This window comes from Carnobacterium sp. TMP28, from assembly GCF_047553015.1.
In the GTDB taxonomy this organism is placed as follows: domain Bacteria; phylum Bacillota; class Bacilli; order Lactobacillales; family Carnobacteriaceae; genus Carnobacterium_A.
Genome location: NZ_CP180212.1, coordinates 26,028 through 45,147, shown reverse-complemented (window position 1 = coordinate 45,147; position 19,120 = coordinate 26,028). Strand labels below are relative to the sequence as shown.

Below are 19,120 nucleotides of genomic sequence, written 5' to 3'. Positions count from 1 at the left end.
TCTACCTGTTTAGTGCATTATGCCATGAAATAGCACTCTTGACCAGCCAGGAAAAGAGTGACTGTTTCTATTATTAGGAAGTCTTTTTCTAAAAAATGTTATTCCTTTATTGTAATTCCTTTTTTTTACTGCTAGAATAACGGAAGCGAAGTCCTTTTAAACTAGTCCAGAGAGATTAGAAAGGGTAACAAATCAAATGTTTGATACCTTAGGTCCTTTTGCGAATAACACATTCAAAAGGCATTTTTTTGTGCCTAAAACAGGGGGAATCACAGATGTCAAAGAAGAATATTATTCAAGTAGATGAAAAGGTCCCGGTAAAATTACTTATTCCTTTAAGTCTTCAACACACATTTGCTATGTTTGGCGCATCCGTTTTAGTTCCTATCATTTTTGGAATTGATCCAAGTATTGTTTTATTAATGAATGGACTTTCAACATTATTATTCATTTTTATTACAAAAGGAAAAGCTCCTGCTTATCTTGGTTCAAGTTTTGCTTTTATCGGGCCAACTAGTATTATTATTGCTAATCAAGGATTTCAGTATGCACAAGGAGCATTTGTTGTTTTAAGTTTAATCGGTTGTCTTTTAGCACTTTTCATTCATCGGGTGGGAACAGAATGGATTGCTATAGTCCTGCCTCCAGCAGCTATGGGAGCCGTTGTTGCTTTGATTGGACTAGAGCTAGCAAGCAATACTGTTAACGGTGGAACAATCGGTGCTAACTTAATGACGGACACCGCGACTCCTCAAAATTTCATTATTTTCTTTATCACTTTAGGTGTAGCTGTTTTAGGTTCAGTATTGTTTAAAGGCTTTTTATCTACTATTCCGATTTTAATATCTATCGTCGTCGGATATGTTTCTGCCATTGCATTTGGTATGGTCGATTTTACACCTGTTTTAGACGCTTCACTCTTTACTATGCCCCACTTTCAATGGGCAAAATTTGATTTTCAATCTATCTTAACTATGTTACCTGTTTTATTGGTTTTGACTTCCGAACATATTGGACATCAGGTTGTGACCTCTAATGTGATTGGTAGAGACTTAATGAAAGAACCCGGCTTACACCGTTCATTATTTGCAGATTACTTAGCTTCTGCTATTTCTGGCTTGATTGGTGGTGTTCCTACAACCACTTATGGCGAAAACATTGGTGTAATGGCTATTACACGTGTTTATAGCGTTCGAGTCATTGCTGGTGCAGCTATCTTCTCTATTTTCATGGCTTTTATCGGACCATTAGCAGCTTTAATTTCTACTATCCCAGGCGATGTTATTGGTGGAGTAACCTTTTTACTTTACGGAATGATTGGAACAAGCGGATTGCGTTTATTAGTTGAATCTAAGGTTGATTACGGTCAGTCTAGAAACCTTATTTTAACATCGATTGTTTTCGTAGCTGGTTTAAGTGGACTAACCGTTAACTTTGCTGGTATTGAGTTAAAAGGAATGATACTTGCTAGTGTCGTTGGTATTATTTTGAGTATTTCATTTTACTTATTTGATAAATTAGGCTGGATGAACGAATAAATAAATAAACAAAAAAAGATTTCATGCTGTGAAGCATGGAATCTTTTTTATACTCTAGTAATTAATCTTTTTTGTATTGCTTTAATTTTTGATTTAACTTTTCATAGACTACTTTCATCTCTGCTTCACTGCATGCTTTAACAGCCTCATCTAATTCCATCCATTCTACACCACTATTTTCATCCGGTTTAATCGAGGTTAATTCATCTTCATCTGCCTCAATAAGATAAGTAAGATTTAAATGTAAATGTTTTGCTATTGGTTTATCCTTTTTTATATGAGCTGGAACTTCTAAAATTTCAATAGAGTAAATAGCATTAGAAATTGCTGTAAGATTTTTCAAGCCTGTTTCTTCTTGTGTTTCTTTAAAAGCTACGTGCAATAAATCTGCATCACCGTCTGTGTGTCCTCCAACCCACGACCATGATTGGTAAATATTATGATACGCCATCAATACTTTCGTTCTCTTTTTATTTACTACCCACGCCGAAGCAGTGAAATGAGCCTGTTCGTTTTCTCTAGTCAATAGATTATCAAAAGTCGTTAAGTAATAGAGTATTTCTTTTTGATCTACAACTTCTTGAGCATTGTAGGGTTTGTATTGAGTCACTTGTTCTTTTAAGTTCATCTAAAACTCTCCTTTAATTGCAGCATTTGGTCCGTTAATAGTTTAACTGATACCTATTATATCAGAACAACCATCTATAGAAAAATAAATGATTGCTATTTATTGGATAAATAAAATGATTGCTTATTTGGCTGCTTACTTCTAATTTTTCAATTTAAATTTTCAAAAAATGAACTCATTAATGACCAATCTCATTTATATAGTGAGTATTACAATATAACGTTTTACATCTATCCACTCTGAAAGGTATAATAGACCAGTAGTGTATAGATAGTTGTACTTAATTATTTATATATAAAGTAATGTGTTAGGGGAGATTGTATTGGAAAGAGCCGTTGGAACAGTCGTACGTGGTCTTCGAGGACCAATTATTAATGAAGGCGATGATATTGAACAAATCGTGGTCGATACTGTATTGAATGCAGCAAAAGTTGAAGGGATGACTTTTGAAAATCGCGATATTATAACGATTACTGAATCAATCGTCGCACGCGCGCAAGGAAATTATGTCAGCATTGATAACATTGCTGAAGATATTCAAACAAAATTTGGGGACGAAAAAATTGGGGTTATCTTTCCAATTCTTAGTCGAAATCGTTTTTCAAATATCTTACGTGGTATTGCAAAAGGTGCTAAAAGTATTGTTTTGATGTTGAGTTATCCTTCTGATGAGGTTGGAAACCAACTTGTTGATATCGATGAACTAGATGTTAAAGGCGTTAATCCTTGGACAGATGTGTTGACTGAAAGTGAATTCCGTGAGCATTTTGGTTATAAGAAACACGAATTTACCGGTGTTGATTATATCGACTATTATCGTTCAATTATTGAAGCAGAAGGAACGAGTTGTGAAATTATTTTCTCAAACGATCCAAAAACAATTTTAAACTATACAAAAAGCGTACTAGCAAGTGACATCCATTCAAGAGCTAGAACAAAGCGAATCCTTACTAATGCTGGAGCCAAAAAAGTTTATGGTCTTGATGATGTATTATCAAAATCGATTAATGGTAGTGGCTTTAATGAAGCTTATGGTCTACTTGGATCTAATAAAGCTACAGATGACACCTTAAAATTATTCCCTCATAGTTGTCAGCCCATTGTTGATCACATTCAAGAAAAGATGAGAGCACAAACAGGCAAACTAATTGAGGTAATGGTTTATGGAGATGGGGCTTTTAAAGATCCTGTCGGAAAAATTTGGGAATTAGCAGATCCAGTTGTTTCTCCTGCTTATACATCCGGTCTTGCTGGTACACCTAATGAAGTAAAATTGAAATATTTAGCAGACAACAACTTTTCACATCTTCGTGGGAAAGAGTTGAAAGAGGCGATTTCTAGTTACATTGTAAACAAAAAAGAAGATCTCGTTGGCGCAATGGAAGCTCAAGGGACAACTCCTCGTAGACTAACAGATTTAATTGGATCATTATCTGATTTAACTTCTGGTAGTGGAGATAAAGGAACTCCTATTATCTATATCCAAGGATATTTTGATAACTTTACAGAGTAATTCACTTATCAAAAAAATAGTTTAATAAAAAAGCAAAAATCCTAATTTAAATCGGATTTTTGCTTTTTTATTCTTGTATCTTTTTAATTTCTTTAAAATCGTTTAACTGCTTTTTGAAAACTAATTTATCTACTATCAGGGCAAGAATTGTCCCTATTAAGATATAACTTATTCTATTAACCGCAGCATAAAGAGTATTATTTATTAAAGCTGTTGATGCGATGACTGATACTGTCACGCAAATCATTTTATCTCGATAGTTTGTTGTAAAACTATCGAGATATCCTCCAACTAATATGATCATCGCTCTTATACTATTGTCTTTAATGAATACAAATAAAACTAAGATAATCACTGCACCAAAAATTGTACCCTGTACTCGCTGTTTCGATCGAATAGTACAATTTTCAGAATACAATTCTGTTAATGAAAAGACGGTATAGACAATCCAACGTCCTTCTTGCAAATTAAAAAAAGCTACTATAAAAGCTGTGATAGCTGTTATTAAACCAATTCTAAAAGCATACGCCCCTCTTACCCGATGGACTGAATAGTCTCTTCCAATTACCCTAACCGTCTTATATAAGCTAGTATCTTCATTCACTTCAACTAATTCAAGTGGCTTATTTTCTGACTGACTACTTTTTGGGTGGATAATAAATTGAGTAATCATAACCAGTACAGCCCCAGCTACTAACCCCATTAATCGTTTATCAAAGTCAATACCTGTTACTGGACTATACAACATAAACAGATAGTGTAAGCCAAAAGGTACGACTAATGTTTTGTTTAATCTAGAACTAAAAAAATAACCAATTGTTGCTAATGCAACAAAGTTTAGACTAAATCCAACCCACATATTTTGACTCGATAGATGTGTTAGGATACCTGAAATTAAATTTATGCTTGTCAGTTTAATTAAATTTTCAATAGGTTTTTTAGTTAAGTCTTCTTGCATAAGCACAAGCAGGATAATTAAAATCGTTATTCCTACTAGATTATTGTTTCCTCCGAATACATATCCAAATAAGTTGATAAATACTAAAATTTTAGCAAACATAACTGTATTTGGCACAATTTTCTTCAACAAGTATTCCCTCCTCTGTAACAACGAACAACATTATCACAAAGCAAAAGGACTTACAAGTATTCCCTTCTCTTAATAGCCATTCGATAAAATAAAAAGTGGAAATAAGACTGAATACTAGAATAACTAAAGTCAATTGTCCTATTTATTAACACTCGCTTTTAATTATGTAATAGATTAAAGAACTCATTTCTTAGTTTTTTAACTTCATACCGAATGTTGATCACCAGATAAGCATTATCATTATCCATATTCTGGTTGTAATAGTGATACTTTTTAGTATCAAATAGTATCGAATAAAAAAAGCAGATAAGTAAGCACACCTTTATACACTAAACAGTTCATTCTACAATAAACCCCATTACCAAACGTCAATAGGCGTTTGATAACGGGGTTGGTTACACATACGAAAGAATAAAAATTTTACTTAGCGCTTTTTATAAATAGATATTAGCTTTTGGAGCAGGAATTAGTTTCCAATTATTTGATTTGAACTGAATAACAGCTACAACAATTAAAAGAAACATATAACTAACTGAAACGACTGGCAATAAAGAGTAATCACTGCCTAATCCATTGGAAGAAACGAGTAGTTTATAAATACCATAACATCCCCAAGCGGCAGAAAGCGGAAATGACGCATTTCTTAACTTTGACATCATTCTGATAACAAGTATAAAAGCTAAACTCAATAAGATTATTCCCCATATTTCTTCTGAAAGACCAAATCTATTCCATCCAATTTTTACTAAGTAAACTGCCATATTGATAATTGTTGCAATTAAAACCCACCCATTATATAGCCCAAAAGATAAAGCTAACATATTTTTTTTATTGTCATTATTCTCTACTATTATTTGATTAACAACTATTAAGACAATTGTCAAAGCTGCGATAAAAATAGTAGAGATAAAAATTTTATCGTTTAAAAATAGAACTATCCAAGCACCATTGAATAAAGAAGATAGCCAAAATAAAGGCGAAAACTTATCAATAATCGATCGATAGCTACTTTTATTTCGATTTAAAACCATTAGAATAAGAGTGATAAAGATTAAAGTATAAATGATTCCCCATATACTAAAAGTAAATGAAGCTGGCGTAATAGAAGTAAGGTATTTGTCAGACATTTCCTTTTGATTTGTACCATTGATTAAACCTGTACTACTAAAATAATTAATAACTAATAAACTAATAAATACAACGATATTTATCCATGCTTTGATGGCTGTTTTCATAGTACATTCCCCCTGGACATCTATCTCCGAATAGGCAAACCTGTTGATAGACTTTTTCCATTTAATTTTGTTGTGTAACTTACTCATTAAAAACTAATTATCCTGTTAACTTAAATTTACACGAAAAATACAGATGATTCAAGAAAACAATTTTTTTAAAATAGATTTGTTCACTAGTGTTGCATGAAACATTGTATGTTTCACAAATTTGTTTATATTATTCCAATATGCAAAAAAGTCCTTTATACTGAACTCAGATGACTCATCCAAGACCAATAAAAAGGACCAAACTCATGGATAAGTATAAAACAAATTCTGCTTTTAATAAATGGTTTTCTTCGATTAAGCTAGATTTTTTACCAAGCTCTATTCAAAAAAAGATTGTTGACTTTGATAAATATCATAAGAAACTTAGTTTCTCTCAAGCTCTTCAACTTTTTCTTCATGGAATCAATGACGAAAAAGAAAGTCTTAGAGAGATGAATGCGGCTTTTGTTTCGAAAGAACTTCAAAAAGAAATGGGCATGACTAGTATCAGTTATTCCCAGCTTTCTAGAACTCTATCAAAAATAGATTCAGAGATTCTTTTAGCTATTTTTAGTCAGCTAGTTAGTCAGGCTAAAAATAAAAGGCCCGTAACGAAACGAAATAGTCTCTATCTAATTGATTCTTCGACGTTTTCACTTAACCAAAATCTTTATCAATGGGCTGATTTTCGTAAAACAACATCAGGAGTTAAGCTTCACTTAAAGCTCTGCTTTATGGATAATGACCATCTTTACCCAGATGAATTTACACTAACTAACGCCGTCGAGCACGATACAAATCAGTTAGAAGTATTGGTTAATCAACCTGAAGCGACTTATGTGTTTGATCGCGGTTACCTTGATTTTGAACGATTAGATACGATGCACTCGCAGGGCTACTTCTTTGTGACAAGAATCAAAAAGAATACAAAAGTTCATGTTTTAGAACCCTTAGTAGCTTCTAAGAGTGAGTCCGTTATCAGCGACCAAATGGTCGCATTAGGTGCTCAGAACCATCTAACGTCCAGATTTCGTTTAGTAACCGTTCAAGATAAAAAGGGGAAAACTCTCCAGTTTATTACCAATCGTTTTGACTGCTCCTCTACTGACATTGCAGAAATGTATAAAGCACGTTGGCAAATAGAGCTGTTCTTCAAGCATATTAAACAACATATGACGATTAAAAAGTTTTTTTCAAGAAGTGAAAAAGGAGTTGTCAATCAGCTGATTTTAGCCATGATTGCCAGTTTATTAACCTATTTGATTAAGTTAAAAACAAAAAGTAACCAGTCTGTTTTCCAAATCAAACGATTTTTTCGTTATCTGTTATTTCAACCGGCAGAAGAATGGTTTAATCTTTTGATACCGACTTAGATCCTTAAAGAAAGGGTGTCCGTTGGTAATGGAATCAGTTGAATAAGCAAAATTTTCTGGAAATAGTCATCTTTCGCGTAAGCATTCCCTTTTTTTGCCTTTTTTCAGAAAAATAAGAAATGAGGTTAATCAAGCTATGTTTATGCAACACTAGTGAGATTTGTTATTAAATAAACTAAATTAGCCCTTATGATGACTTATCTGCCTTCTGAGTTAGATCAAGAGCTCAAGGCAGACTGTATTCTTCTAGCTAAATGATTCATAGTTTTATAGTCATTTCTTTTATTCAATACAGCCTATCTTAGTGTCTTTTTACTGAGCTCTTTTATAAATATGAACTTGGTTACGTCCTGCTTGTTTTGCAGAGTACAATGCCTTATCTGCTTTATTCAATAGTTGATCTATCGTTTCCGCTTTATTCGGTACTGCCTCAGCTATCCCCATACTAAAAGTAACAGAGATGAGCCCTTTAGAAGAAGAAAGGCTCTGTCCTTCTATGCTTTTACGAAGTTTGTTTCCTAATAATTCGGCTTCCGTTGCTGTGTATCCATTTAAAGATAAAGCAAATTCCTCTCCACCGTATCTAGCAAAAATTTGTTCTGCTGTTAATTGGCTTTCAAAAATGGTTACAACATGTTTGAGTAATTGGTCTCCTATATGATGTCCGTATGTATCGTTTACTTTTTTAAAATAATCAATATCCATTAAAATAACAGAAAAGGGAATTGCTTTCTCCTTCACTTCTAAAAAATTTTGTTCACAATAATCCATAAAAGCACGACGATTATATATTTGAGTTAAACCATCATAATTCGCCTGGTACTCTAACTTAAGTTGTAATTCTTTCAGTTCAGTAACATCTGTAAAAATCAGAATCAAACCTTTATTATTTCCAACTTCTATTAGTGGCGAGACACGAATTTGATAAATACGTTTTGTTTCTTCAAACATTAGTTGCATCTCTTGACTCCGACTCTCTAAATCAAGTACTAAAGGAAAATCCTTACCTATTAGTTCAAGCCATGCCTCATAGAAGTCCTTCCCAATCATCTTCTTATTTAATTTCGGGAAATATTTCTCACAAATTTGGTTGAACTCAATTACCTGAAGAGACTCATCTAATACCAGTACACCATCATTTATACTATTAAAAATAATATCTTTTGCAACAGGCATTAATGTAAACATTCGAGACGAACTAATTGACCATAAATATAAAATTGAAGAAAGCCATAAAACCATTGGAACAGGATCTACCCCTTGAGGCGTAAGTTCCATTAAATATAAAAAAGCTGTTACCATAGGAATAAATTGTCCCAATATCAAAGAAAGCAATTGTGGTCGATATATTTTTGAAATCTCTTTCCAATACGATATAGCTAGTAAAAGAGCTGCTAGCATACAGAAAAAAATATATGCTCCATGAATCATGTACCACACACCTATTTCTTGCTTTATGTAAGGTGCCCCTAAAATAGGATCTATTTCAAAAACTCTGTAATACAAATGATGTAAGTCATTCGTTGCTACCATAGTTGAAGTGATTATTGGTAAAATAAGTAAGGCAACTATCTTAATTTTTGAAAGATGAATGCCTAAATAGTGTATGACAAATAGTAAACCCAATATCACAGAAATTGGCATCCCAATATATTGAATAGTTGTCCAAAACTTTATTTGCTCTAATGTTGTACTTAATAAAGAAAAAGCTGCAGAGAAACAATAAATAGCTATTGTTGCAGTATAAGCGATAAAAAAATAAGCAATTTTTCTATAGCTTTGGCGTTTGAAATACACATATAAGCATAGATACACATTCAATACGCCCGAAGCAGAAATAAGTGCTATATAAGTTGTCAGAGGTGAATTCATAGTTAGATGTCCTCTCTTGGTAAATTTCACGATAAAATCGTTCCTTATTTTCACTAAACAAGGAACGGCTTTTTATTATAAGCGCTCAAAAAAAGTGACACATCATCCGATTAATACCGGTAAGTCTCACCGTTCATTTCCTATTACATGTAGGGTGCGTACTCTTTCTCAATTACTTTGGAAAGCTGCTCTTTTAACTCTGGAGTCGTGAAAGCACCTTTTAAGCCATTTAGATTCAATAATTTCATTGTTGGATAACTAATTCCAGTATGTTCAGCTAATAGCATATATTCTTTCGTCAACGTTGTATTTGAAACGGTACGATTATCTGTATTGATGCAACAACTTATTCCTTTTTCTAAAAAATCGACTAAGGGATAATCTTCCCAGTCTTTAACCGCATTGGTTTGAATGTTACTCGTTGGGCACATTTCAATGATGGTTTCTTTTTCTAAACAAAGTGCCTGTGTTGCTTCATTTTTTTGAATAGCTATCCCATGTCCAACACGTTTTGCTCCTAAGCGTATCGCTTGGGCAACATTATGAGCACAACCACATTCACCAGAGTGAAGTGTAATTTGTAATTTATTTTCTTTTGCATAAGTTGTTAAAGGCTCAATGTGATCGTTTGCAAAATCGGGTTCTGGACCAGCCATATCAAAACCAACCATTAATTCTTCTTTTGTCTTCATAACTTCAGACAACATCGCAAGATTGTCTTCATTAGAATGCTGCCGCATCCCACATATTAATAAATTTACTACGATAGTAGACTGCTCCATCGCGCGGCGAACACCTTCACTGATTGCTGCGATAACTTCTGATACAGTTAAATCTGCTTCAATATGCAAAAGCGGGGCAAAGCGTAATTCCATGTAGCGAACATTCTCAAAAGCTGCAGCTTTAACAGTTGCGTAGGCTGACTCTTCTAATTGCTCATACGTTTGCATAAGCTGATGAATAATGTCAAAACCTTTTAAATAATCAACCAAGTTAGTACATTTTGCTGGTGCACTAATTTGATCAAGTAAAGCTAAATCAAATTGTTGTTTTTCTGCTAATTTTTTTAATGTTTCCATAGGGACAGAACCATCTAGATGACAGTGTAATTCTACTTTAGGTAATTGGCGAACGATTTTTTCTTCCATATTATTAAATCCCTTCTTAAATTAGTTTATATTTTAATTACTTTTTTTAATTGTAATTTATTTTTTCTTATCCCTTGAGCTATAGCAAAAAAGTTCAGAAATTTTTACTAGTCAAAATTAGTTGTTTCTATTCATTATAAGTTATTAAACTAATAATACAACCGTCTTCATTTTATTGATTAGTTATGATACTTATCTTAGATTCTACTTTAGAATAACTATGATTTTTAAAATTGATAAGTAAAAAATACCTATTGGTAAGAACTGAACAAAGAATTTGGTAGTTACAAATATAGCAGAAGTTTTTCTATTTAACAACCTAAATTGTAATCGCTTTAATTATTTTATTTAGTCGCTAGGAGGTTTATTTAAGTAAAAATTTTATCTCGTTTTCCTTTTTATCTCTCCTCATTAAGCTTTTCAACAAGATTTTAGAGTTTCTATACTAGTTGTGTCTATCGTTCAGATCAATATGCTTTAAGCTAACTAACAAAATTTTGAGTATAATTCAAATAATAGAATATATTTTATTGCATCTAATTTTTTAAAATAGGAAATAGAGTTAGATTATTTAGTGATAAAGAGTTTTTTCTGGTATTATATTCTTACTAAGATTTAAATAGGAGGTAAACACACAATGCTGAAATTTGAACATAAATTACGTGGAAATGTGGCACTAGGCATAAATCCAGTTGGATGCATGCAAGAAGTAATGAATGAAATTAATTATGTAAAGAAGAAAGGACCTTATGAAGGAGCAAAAAAAGTTTTAATCGTTGGTGCATCATCAAGTTATGGTTTAGCTACTCGAATTAGTCTAGCTTTTGGAGCTGGAGCAGATACAATTGGTGTTTCTTTTGAAAAAGGTCCAAAAAGTGAAAGAAATTTAGGTACAGCTGGTTGGTATAATAATATTGCGTTTCGAGAAGAAGCTGAAAAAGAAGGATTAATTGCTAAAAACTTTGTTCAAGATGCTTTCAGCTACGAAAGTAAGCAAGAAGTTATCGATTATATAAAAAATGATTTTGGTGGTAAAATAGATTTAGTCGTTTATAGCCTGGCAAGTGGTGTTAGAAAAGATCCTGATACTGGAGAAGTCTATCACTCTTCTATTAAAGCTATCGGAGAACCTGTTGTTGGTCCAACCATTGATATGCAAGAACAACTGTACTATACTGAAACACTCGATTACGCAACGGATCAAGAAATTGCTGATACGGTAAAAGTAATGGGTGGAGAAGACTGGCAATTATGGATGGAAGCACTAAAAGAAGCGGACGTATTAGCTGATGGTGTTTTAACAACAAATTATTCTTATTTAGGAACTGAACTGAATCATTCTTATTACGGTCAAGCAACTCTTGGTTCTGCTAAAGCAGATTGTGATGAAAAGGCAAATAATATCAATACATTACTATCTGATATCAATGGTAAAGCTCAGATTGTTGTAGCAACTGCTGTTACGACTAAAGCAAGTGCCGTTATTCCTTTTTTCCCTGTTTATTGTATTGCGCTTTATAAAGTCATGGACGAACAAGGTACTCACGAAACACCAATCATGCATCAAGATCGAATTTACCGAGAAATGATTTATGGTGGCAAACCTGAGTACGACGAGTTTAATCGACTTAGACCTGATAACTGGGAAATTGATGAAGATATTCAAGCTAAAACAAAGGCATTAGTCCAAAAAATAAATGCAGAAAACTTTAAATCTGATATGACAGCTTATGATATGCTTTTCAAAGAATTTTCAGTTTTAAGTGGCTTCTTAGTTGAAAACTATGTAGAAAAAGATGTTACTTTAGAAGAATTAAAAGCATTGAAGTATTAATTTCCACTATCTAAATCACCTATTTACCAATCTATCAAAAAACGGTATGCATCAAGAGGGTCTAGTCTCTTTGATACATACCGTTTTTTACATTATCTATTAATTAGTATTAAGGCAATAATCGTCAAAATAATCGCTACTTGATTTTTTTTGGCTATTTTTTCTTTAAATAGTAAAAATCCACCTATATTAATTAGTACAATACTCCCAGCGCTGTAAATTGGGAATACGACAGACGTTTTTAAAGTCGCTAATGCTAGAATTAAAAAATAAGAAGAAAACAAGTTAGGTATTCCTACCGCAAAGCCTATGAGTATATCTTTTTTCGTTATTTCTCCTTTTTTTCTAAACGTATAGAAAATACTAATTAAAAATGCTACAAAAAATAGGGCAAAAAGAAAGATATCTTTGTAATCATTTAAGGCATATTTTTGATAAAACTTACTTGAAAACTCGGCCATCCCTCCAAAAATAAATAAGAAAATAAGAGTCGGTTTAACGTCAAATGTTTCAAGAGATTTCTGTGATAAATTAACAATTAAGATAGAAACTAAAGATAGAATAATGCCTATCCATTGAATAGTAGAAGGAAATTCTTTCCATATTACGATTGAAAAAATCATTGGAATCAATATGCCTAATTTAGCAATTGTACCTGAAATTCCTACCCCATTTTCCTTTATACTTTTTTGATAGTAGACAAACGAAAGAAAAAAGAAGGATCCAAAAATTCCTCCAATAATTAATCCCCATATCATACTAGAATAAGGAGATAAAATATAATTACTGTTACTAGCTAACAAAGAAAATTCACTTAAAAATGAGTTTTCACGAGTCATACCCACTAATAATCCTTTTGAAAAAATTAGAAACAAACTAATAGCAAAGGCAATAAAGTAATTGGCACTTGTTATAACGTATCTATTTGCATTTGTTCCTTCTGTGTATTTAAAAATGAGAGCAATCGACGCACTACAGATAATGGCTAACGTTAAATAAAACATACTAGCTCCTTTTCAAATTCCGGCATATTTTTAATAGCTAACAGAGATCGTCTTTGTTAGCTATTATTTTTTATTCTATTTAGACTTTTTTTCTTTAGAAGGTGCTCTAGAAATGGTCACGAGCTTGACGCAGTTCTTTAAAATCTTCTAAGCTAGTTACTTGGAGGAATAGATTGATTTTTTTCTCCCTCCCAATCGTCGTTGGTAAGGTAGGTTGTCCTTTTGCACGCAACTCATTGGTTTTGGCTAAGGCTTCAGAAATCACTTTATTAGACGGTTCTATACCCTGCGAAAAACGTAAATTAGTTTGTGTATATTCATGCGCTGCGTATACTAGTACCTCATCATCTAATTGATTAAATTTCTGTAAGGCATCGTATTGAGCTTGGTAATCTTTTGTAAAAACTCGACCACAACCTGCTGAAAATAAAGCATCTCCACAAAAAAGTATCTTTTTTGCTAAGTAACTAATATGACCATCAGTATGTCCAGCTGTCTTTATTACATTGAACTGTTCATTTAATAGATTAAAAGAGTCGCCTTCAACTACGACATGATTAACTAAAGAACTTGTTTCTTCAGGTCCATAAATAGAAATATCTGGATACGTTACCAAAATTTCTTGGACTCCTCCAATATGATCATCATGATTGTGAGTTAATAGGATAGCCTTCAACTCTAAATTCTTTTCTGCTAAATAGCCTATCACACCTTTAGCTTCTCCTGGATCGACTATTACTGCCTCTGTGCCTTCTTCAATAACCCAAATATAATTATCAGAAAAAGCTTTTATTGGATAAATGTCCATCGTTAACCCTCCTCATTATAGCTAAATAATTCATTCCCAAGCAAGTCAATAATTTTTTTCAAATCTTTAGCTAAAATAACCATCGTTTGGTCAGGTCTAGCAGGAGCAAAAACGAGTTTTTCTTGTCTAAAAAGCTCTTCATCTACTATTATCGGAATCGTATTTTCATATCCTAAAGGTGTTACTGCCCCTGCTTTTTGACCAGTGATCGTTTCCATTTCCTCTTGTTTCACAACAGCTACTTTTTCGCCTACAACTTGCTTTAGTTTCTTAAAATCCGTTCGTTTCGTTGTAAAAGTTACAAATGAATAGTACTGTTTGGATTTTCCTTTTAAAAATAGGGCTTTAGTCTCCGTACCTGTGAATCCTTTTTCTGCTTTCATTATTACAGCATCTTCATTTGTATAAATAGGATTATGATTGTACAATTCAAAATAAATAGAATGACTTCTTAAAAATTCTTCAAGATTTACTATCATCTTTTTTCCTCCTTATTTGTATATCTATATCTATTTTATTCTTTTTGACTGTTTTTCAAAAGTACCGTTGAGATTGTTCTACTAAACTACTAATTAGTGACTCATCATTAGTATAAAATAAAAAAGACTTGTTCACAAAAAAACAAGTCTCATTCATCTATTCATTTAAGATTTAAATCTGCTAACGAAACAATTTCTGAGGTGAGTTTGACTTGTCCAATAACTCCTAGTGCTGTCGTTGGTGCAGCTAATAAAAATAAAGGACCAGATACGACAGTCGTAATCAGCCCACCTGAAATTTTAGAAAGCCACTTACCTTCACCGATTTTCACTTTTATTAAATTATCTGAAAAATCCTCAACTACGATAGTTAAAGCCTTACTACCAATGCCTAAAGTCCACTTACTCTCTTTTTTTATCTGACAGACCCATTCTAACTGATTGCCCTCTTGCTCTTGAAGTTCATAATCTTTTGAAACGACGTATTTTCTGACATTTTCTTTAAAAGAATCTAATTTTGATAAATCTTTTTTATAATAAATCTCTTTCATTTTTTATTCTCCTCTGTTAAAAATTTAGTATCTAAGGATATTATAACACGCTAAGTTTATTAAATATAAAAATTTTTTCTGTTATTTTCACCACAAAAATAGATTATAGAAAAAAAGAAAGTATTTTAAAACAATTTCTCTTTTTCTATACTCTTAATCTACTCTCCAAGTGGTTGATACTCTACTTCTAAACCTTTTTGAACACCCGGTCGCTCTGCAATACGATGAGACCATTCTAAGAAATGAGGGTATTCATCTATATTTAAAAATTCATAAGAACCTTTATACAATTTCCCTAAAGCTAAAAGACCATACCAAGACCATATAGCAATATCTGCAATACTGTAGCTATCTCCTGCGATATAAGGGCGCTCTTCTAGGGTTTTATCCAGTAAATCTAATTGACGTTTCGTTTCCATCGTAAACCGATCAATTGGGTATTTCAACGGCTCTGGAGCATAAGCGAAAAAGTGGCCGAATCCTCCACCAACATAAGGGCCTGCTCCCATTTGCCAGAATAACCAGTTAAGTGTTTCGGTCCGACCATGGATATCCGTTGGAATCAGTTGCTCAAATTTCTCAGCTAAATAAAGAAGAATAGAGCCTGATTCAAAAACCTCTAGACGAGGACTTTGACTTTGGTCAACAAGGGCAGGAATCTTAGAATTGGGATTAATTGTGACAAATTCTGAACCAAATTGATCACCTTTCCCGATATCAATCGCATACAAATCATAATCTGCTCCCTCTACGCCTAATTCCTTTAACTCTTCAAACATAATAGCAACTTTAATACCATTTGGTGTTCCTAATGAATAAAGTTGGAACGGAGCCTCCCCAACTGGTAATTTTTGTTCAAAACGATTGCCTGCTGTTGGACGATTGCCACCTTTTTTTGCGTTCTCTTCTTCCCACTGCCATACTTTTGGTAATGTATATTCCGTCATTATACCACTCCTCATACTAATCATTTATGTCTTCATCATACTACTCCTAAACCAATATAACTAAAATTTAGCTCATCCATCTGTGGAAAAATTAGTCGTATCCTTTATCATGACTATTTTTATCTCAATAATTTTGATACAAATCTTTCGACTCTTTTAGTACTCTCTACGATTTTACCTAATCGTGTATTAAAAAATAATATAAAAGATAAGACAGTTTGATAAAATGCGTAGATGACCTATTCATGCTAGAATAAAGATAAGACAGTATTGGAGGATGATATTATGAAACAAGAACTTGTTGAGATTTGCCTACGTATTAGAGATATTGATGCTACTTTAGACTTTTATACTAATCTATTCAATTTTGAAGTTGCTAGCCGCAGAGAATTCCCTGAAAAAAAGTTTGATTTAGTTTATCTGAATTCTCCCGGTTCTTCTGTACAGATCGAGCTCACTTATAATTATGATGCTGAGCCCTATAATGTAGGAAATGGCTTCAGTCATTTAGGTGTGGCTGTCGGTGATCTAGAAAAAATGCATGAAATTTGTACAGCTTCGGCTTATGAAACAGGCGAATTAAGAGGACTTTCAGGTGGTACACCAACCTATTTCTTTGTAACAGATCCTGATGGCTATCGCATTGAAGTAAAGCGCGCCAAATAATTGTTTGAATAGTTAAAATAGATGCCTGTTGGTAATAACCAATAGACATCTATTTTTATTCTTTAATTTCCCACTATTTTTATTTAAAATTAAGTCAATTATTTTCTGAAAATAGTATCATTTATGATACGGTTCATTCTTCATTATCCGAAAACTACGATAAATTTGTTCAATCAACACTAATCGCATCAATTGATGGGGAAGAGTCATCTTTCCAAAAGAAATCTTTGTATTGCTTCTTTTCATAACTGCCTCACTTAAACCTAACGAACCACCGATAACAAATACAAGGTTACTTTTTCCTTGAACACCTAATTGCTCGATTTCTTTTGAAAATTTTTCTGATGTTCGTTGATCTCCTTCAATAGCTAGAGCGAATACAAAAGCTTGCTCAGGGATTTTGGCTAAAATTCGCTCTCCTTCTTTTTCTTTTACCTGGATCATCTCAGCTTCGCTTAATTTTTCTGGAGCTTTTTCATCTGCTACTTCTATTAACTCTATTTTACAATAAGCGCCTAATCTTTTAACGTATTCAGCAATACCCATTTTTAAATATTTCTCTTTCAATTTACCGACTGTTATAATTTTAATATTCAATGTTATCCACCTCTATCAATTAGTTATCCACAATAGTTATGCACATGTTCACAACTAGACCACTTCATATGGTATGCGAATGTCCGTTCTCTACCACATATATAGGTATCGCCTCACAATAAGCACACTTATCGTTCGACTTATCCACAGGTAAAAAAGCCTTTAAAACCGGCAACTCAAAACCTCCATAAACAGCGTCATCTAGAGCTTCCTCAATATGTTCTTGGCATGCTTTAATAAGTTCCATCCACAACACCCCTTTTATTTTGTGGATAACTTTATAATCCACAAGTTCTTTCTTTTCTTATTTTACAGCACTTATCCACAATGTCCAAAACTTTTTATTATTTGTTATCCACAAAATAGCTGAAAAAGGAATAAATCTCTCTAATTTATTGCAAATAACCCTTGATTACCTATCAGGCAATCGAGGGTTATTTAAAGATTTATTTAAGAGATTGTTTCAGAAGTAGTCATCGTTACAGTTGTCTTTTCCAGTTTACCATCACGATAATAGTCTACTCCAACTTCCTTACCTAATTCTGATTTATAGATTCCTTTACGCAAAGAAATTGTATTCTTAACTTCTTCACCATTAAATTTTACGATAACATCATATTTTTGAAGTCCGCCTTTTTGTGCAGCCGAACCCTCTTGGACTTGTCCCACAACAACACCTGACGTTACATCTTTAGGTAACTTCAGTACACTTTCTTGTTGTTGTTCAGAAATTTGAGAAATATCTAGTAAACTTATTCCTAAAAATGGACGAACAACTCTTCCGTCTATTTCTAATTGATTAATGATATCGACAACATCGTTACTTGGAATAGCAAAACCTAATCCTTCAACTGTATCTGCTGAAATTTTCATTGAATTAATTCCAATAACTTGGCCTGCGATATTAATTAAGGCTCCACCTGAATTTCCAGGATTAATCGCTGCATCCGTTTGAATAACAGTCATTTCCCAGTCTACTACGCTATCCCCATCTATATCTGTATCAACGGTTCTGTTCTTTGCCGAAACAATCCCTTGGGTTACAGAGGAAGCAAAATTGGTGCCTAGAGGAGAACCAATCGCAATTGCTGGTTCGCCTACTTTTATACTATCAGAGTTTCCAAATGTTGCTGCTTTTTTTACTTTATTGGCAGGAACCGATAATACAGCTAAATCTGTCCATATATCTGTACCAATTACTTCAGCTTTAAATTTTGTCCCATCTTTTAATAGAATTTCTATCGCATCAGAATTATCGATAACGTGATTATTGGTTACAATATAAGCTGTCTCGCCATCTATTTTATAAATAACGCCGCTTCCTTCTCCAATTGTTTGTAGATTCGTTTCATTTGTAGATTCTGTTGTTCCAGAGCCAAAAACTCCATCAAATCCTTCTAAATTTTGCTCCTTCATGTTTATAACTGAAACGACTGAATCTTCTACTTTTTTTACTGCTTCTGTCACTTCTGAAGTAACATTAACAGTAACATCTGTCGTCGTTACCTTTCCGTTATCATCTACTAAACCAGATTCTTGTGTCGGACTTTCTCCACTATCTAGATTATCAGTTATATATAAATATCCACCACCGAGTAAGGTCACTAGTAATCCACCAATTAATCCGCCTAAAATAGCTGATTTAAATCCTCTATTTTTTTTAGGAGTCACATCTTTTATATGGTCAGTTTTTTGTTTCATTTTTTATTCACTCCTTGTCATTAATTCTATTACTAGTTTAACGTTTTTTTTTGAATTTTTTATGAATAATTAGTGACTTAAATAAGGAACGCAAGCGAACAAAATCTTG

Annotated in this window: 18 protein-coding genes; 5 read left to right on the top strand and 13 right to left on the bottom strand. The window is 32.9% G+C overall.

The window, feature by feature from the left end; genetic code table 11:
- Positions 1-275 precede the first annotated feature (275 nt).
- Complete coding sequence (uraA, locus tag ACMHYH_RS00200) at positions 276-1,538, top strand: uracil permease (RefSeq protein WP_414839426.1); 1,263 nt, start codon at positions 276-278, stop codon at positions 1,536-1,538.
- A gap of 61 nt (positions 1,539-1,599) precedes the next feature.
- Here uraA and ACMHYH_RS00195 read toward each other — a convergent pair whose 3' ends face one another.
- The gene (locus tag ACMHYH_RS00195; RefSeq protein WP_414839425.1) at positions 1,600-2,166 is read right to left on the bottom strand and encodes an NUDIX hydrolase; all 567 of its coding nucleotides are present in this window, start codon (positions 2,164-2,166) and stop codon (positions 1,600-1,602) included.
- Between the two features lie 322 nt (positions 2,167-2,488).
- On the opposite strand from ACMHYH_RS00195, the gene ACMHYH_RS00190 reads away from it, so the two are divergent.
- Positions 2,489-3,679 carry a coenzyme F420-0:L-glutamate ligase gene (locus ACMHYH_RS00190; RefSeq protein WP_414839424.1) on the top strand — a complete coding sequence of 397 codons (1,191 nt, stop codon included), beginning with the start codon at positions 2,489-2,491 and terminating at the stop codon, positions 3,677-3,679.
- Between the two features lie 67 nt (positions 3,680-3,746).
- Here the strand turns inward: ACMHYH_RS00190 and ACMHYH_RS00185 are convergent, their stop codons facing one another.
- Together ACMHYH_RS00185 and ACMHYH_RS00180 are read right to left on the bottom strand one after the other, a co-directional pair.
- A complete protein-coding gene (locus ACMHYH_RS00185) occupies positions 3,747-4,769 on the bottom strand; it encodes an FUSC family protein (protein WP_414839423.1) in 1,023 nt (340 codons plus the stop codon).
- Positions 4,770-5,203: 434 nt separating this feature from the next.
- A complete protein-coding gene (locus ACMHYH_RS00180) occupies positions 5,204-6,004 on the bottom strand; it encodes a TspO/MBR family protein (protein WP_414839422.1) in 801 nt (266 codons plus the stop codon).
- 293 nt (positions 6,005-6,297) lie between these two features.
- Between ACMHYH_RS00180 and ACMHYH_RS00175 the strand changes: the two genes are divergently transcribed.
- Entirely contained in the window at positions 6,298-7,404 is a 1,107-nt protein-coding gene (locus ACMHYH_RS00175; protein WP_414838910.1) for an IS4 family transposase, read from the top strand.
- A 312-nt stretch (positions 7,405-7,716) separates the two neighbouring features.
- On the opposite strand, the gene ACMHYH_RS00170 is transcribed toward ACMHYH_RS00175, so the two are convergent.
- Entirely contained in the window at positions 7,717-9,276 is a 1,560-nt protein-coding gene (locus ACMHYH_RS00170) for a histidine kinase N-terminal 7TM domain-containing protein (RefSeq protein ID WP_414839421.1), read from the bottom strand.
- 143 nt (positions 9,277-9,419) lie between these two features.
- Positions 9,420-10,424: an adenosine deaminase gene (gene add / locus ACMHYH_RS00165; RefSeq protein WP_414839420.1), complete on the bottom strand. Its 1,005-nt coding sequence runs from the start codon at positions 10,422-10,424 to the stop codon at positions 9,420-9,422.
- A gap of 637 nt (positions 10,425-11,061) precedes the next feature.
- Here add and fabV point away from each other — a divergent pair.
- Positions 11,062-12,258 carry an enoyl-ACP reductase FabV gene (fabV, locus tag ACMHYH_RS00160; protein WP_414839419.1) on the top strand — a complete coding sequence of 399 codons (1,197 nt, stop codon included), beginning with the start codon at positions 11,062-11,064 and terminating at the stop codon, positions 12,256-12,258.
- Between the two features lie 92 nt (positions 12,259-12,350).
- Here fabV and ACMHYH_RS00155 read toward each other — a convergent pair whose 3' ends face one another.
- The 5 genes from ACMHYH_RS00155 to yghU all read right to left on the bottom strand — a co-directional run bounded on the left by ACMHYH_RS00155 (position 12,351) and on the right by yghU (position 16,047).
- On the bottom strand, positions 12,351-13,262 hold the full coding sequence (locus ACMHYH_RS00155) for an EamA family transporter (protein WP_414839418.1): 912 nt from the start codon (positions 13,260-13,262) through the stop codon (positions 12,351-12,353).
- Positions 13,263-13,368: 106 nt separating this feature from the next.
- Entirely contained in the window at positions 13,369-14,070 is a 702-nt protein-coding gene (gene gloB, locus ACMHYH_RS00150) for a hydroxyacylglutathione hydrolase (protein ID WP_414839417.1), read from the bottom strand.
- Positions 14,071-14,072: 2 nt separating this feature from the next.
- Entirely contained in the window at positions 14,073-14,546 is a 474-nt protein-coding gene (locus ACMHYH_RS00145) for a YbaK/EbsC family protein (protein WP_414840394.1), read from the bottom strand.
- A 164-nt stretch (positions 14,547-14,710) separates the two neighbouring features.
- Positions 14,711-15,100 (bottom strand): hypothetical protein, encoded by a 390-nt coding sequence (locus ACMHYH_RS00140; RefSeq protein ID WP_414839416.1) that lies wholly within the window; start codon positions 15,098-15,100, stop codon positions 14,711-14,713.
- Between the two features lie 158 nt (positions 15,101-15,258).
- Entirely contained in the window at positions 15,259-16,047 is a 789-nt protein-coding gene (yghU, locus tag ACMHYH_RS00135; RefSeq protein ID WP_414839415.1) for a glutathione-dependent disulfide-bond oxidoreductase, read from the bottom strand.
- A 285-nt stretch (positions 16,048-16,332) separates the two neighbouring features.
- On the opposite strand from yghU, the gene ACMHYH_RS00130 reads away from it, so the two are divergent.
- On the top strand, positions 16,333-16,713 hold the full coding sequence (locus ACMHYH_RS00130) for a VOC family protein (protein ID WP_414839414.1): 381 nt from the start codon (positions 16,333-16,335) through the stop codon (positions 16,711-16,713).
- A gap of 117 nt (positions 16,714-16,830) precedes the next feature.
- Here ACMHYH_RS00130 and rlmH read toward each other — a convergent pair whose 3' ends face one another.
- The 3 genes from rlmH to ACMHYH_RS00115 all read right to left on the bottom strand — a co-directional run bounded on the left by rlmH (position 16,831) and on the right by ACMHYH_RS00115 (position 19,011).
- Positions 16,831-17,310 carry a 23S rRNA (pseudouridine(1915)-N(3))-methyltransferase RlmH gene (gene rlmH, locus ACMHYH_RS00125; RefSeq protein WP_414839413.1) on the bottom strand — a complete coding sequence of 160 codons (480 nt, stop codon included), beginning with the start codon at positions 17,308-17,310 and terminating at the stop codon, positions 16,831-16,833.
- Between the two features lie 64 nt (positions 17,311-17,374).
- The gene (locus ACMHYH_RS00120; RefSeq protein WP_414839412.1) at positions 17,375-17,557 is read right to left on the bottom strand and encodes a CxxH/CxxC protein; all 183 of its coding nucleotides are present in this window, start codon (positions 17,555-17,557) and stop codon (positions 17,375-17,377) included.
- A gap of 203 nt (positions 17,558-17,760) precedes the next feature.
- Complete coding sequence (locus ACMHYH_RS00115) at positions 17,761-19,011, bottom strand: S1C family serine protease (RefSeq protein WP_414839411.1); 1,251 nt, start codon at positions 19,009-19,011, stop codon at positions 17,761-17,763.
- Positions 19,012-19,120 lie beyond the last annotated feature (109 nt).

Bases quoted from the DNA above. Each gene is read 5' to 3' on its own strand.
- gloB (WP_414839417.1), bottom strand. From the start codon at position 14,070: ATGGACATTTATCCAATAAAAGCTTTTTCTGATAATTATATTTGGGTT.
- uraA (WP_414839426.1), top strand. From the start codon at position 276: ATGTCAAAGAAGAATATTATTCAAGTAGATGAAAAGGTCCCGGTAAAA.
- fabV (WP_414839419.1), top strand. From the start codon at position 11,062: ATGCTGAAATTTGAACATAAATTACGTGGAAATGTGGCACTAGGCATA.
- ACMHYH_RS00155 (WP_414839418.1), bottom strand. From the start codon at position 13,262: ATGTTTTATTTAACGTTAGCCATTATCTGTAGTGCGTCGATTGCTCTC.
- ACMHYH_RS00195 (WP_414839425.1), bottom strand. From the start codon at position 2,166: ATGAACTTAAAAGAACAAGTGACTCAATACAAACCCTACAATGCTCAA.
- ACMHYH_RS00115 (WP_414839411.1), bottom strand. From the start codon at position 19,011: ATGAAACAAAAAACTGACCATATAAAAGATGTGACTCCTAAAAAAAAT.
- ACMHYH_RS00120 (WP_414839412.1), bottom strand. From the start codon at position 17,557: ATGGAACTTATTAAAGCATGCCAAGAACATATTGAGGAAGCTCTAGAT.
- ACMHYH_RS00140 (WP_414839416.1), bottom strand. From the start codon at position 15,100: ATGAAAGAGATTTATTATAAAAAAGATTTATCAAAATTAGATTCTTTT.
- add (WP_414839420.1), bottom strand. From the start codon at position 10,424: ATGGAAGAAAAAATCGTTCGCCAATTACCTAAAGTAGAATTACACTGT.
- ACMHYH_RS00175 (WP_414838910.1), top strand. From the start codon at position 6,298: ATGGATAAGTATAAAACAAATTCTGCTTTTAATAAATGGTTTTCTTCG.
- ACMHYH_RS00170 (WP_414839421.1), bottom strand. From the start codon at position 9,276: ATGAATTCACCTCTGACAACTTATATAGCACTTATTTCTGCTTCGGGC.
- ACMHYH_RS00180 (WP_414839422.1), bottom strand. From the start codon at position 6,004: ATGAAAACAGCCATCAAAGCATGGATAAATATCGTTGTATTTATTAGT.
- yghU (WP_414839415.1), bottom strand. From the start codon at position 16,047: ATGACGGAATATACATTACCAAAAGTATGGCAGTGGGAAGAAGAGAAC.
- ACMHYH_RS00130 (WP_414839414.1), top strand. From the start codon at position 16,333: ATGAAACAAGAACTTGTTGAGATTTGCCTACGTATTAGAGATATTGAT.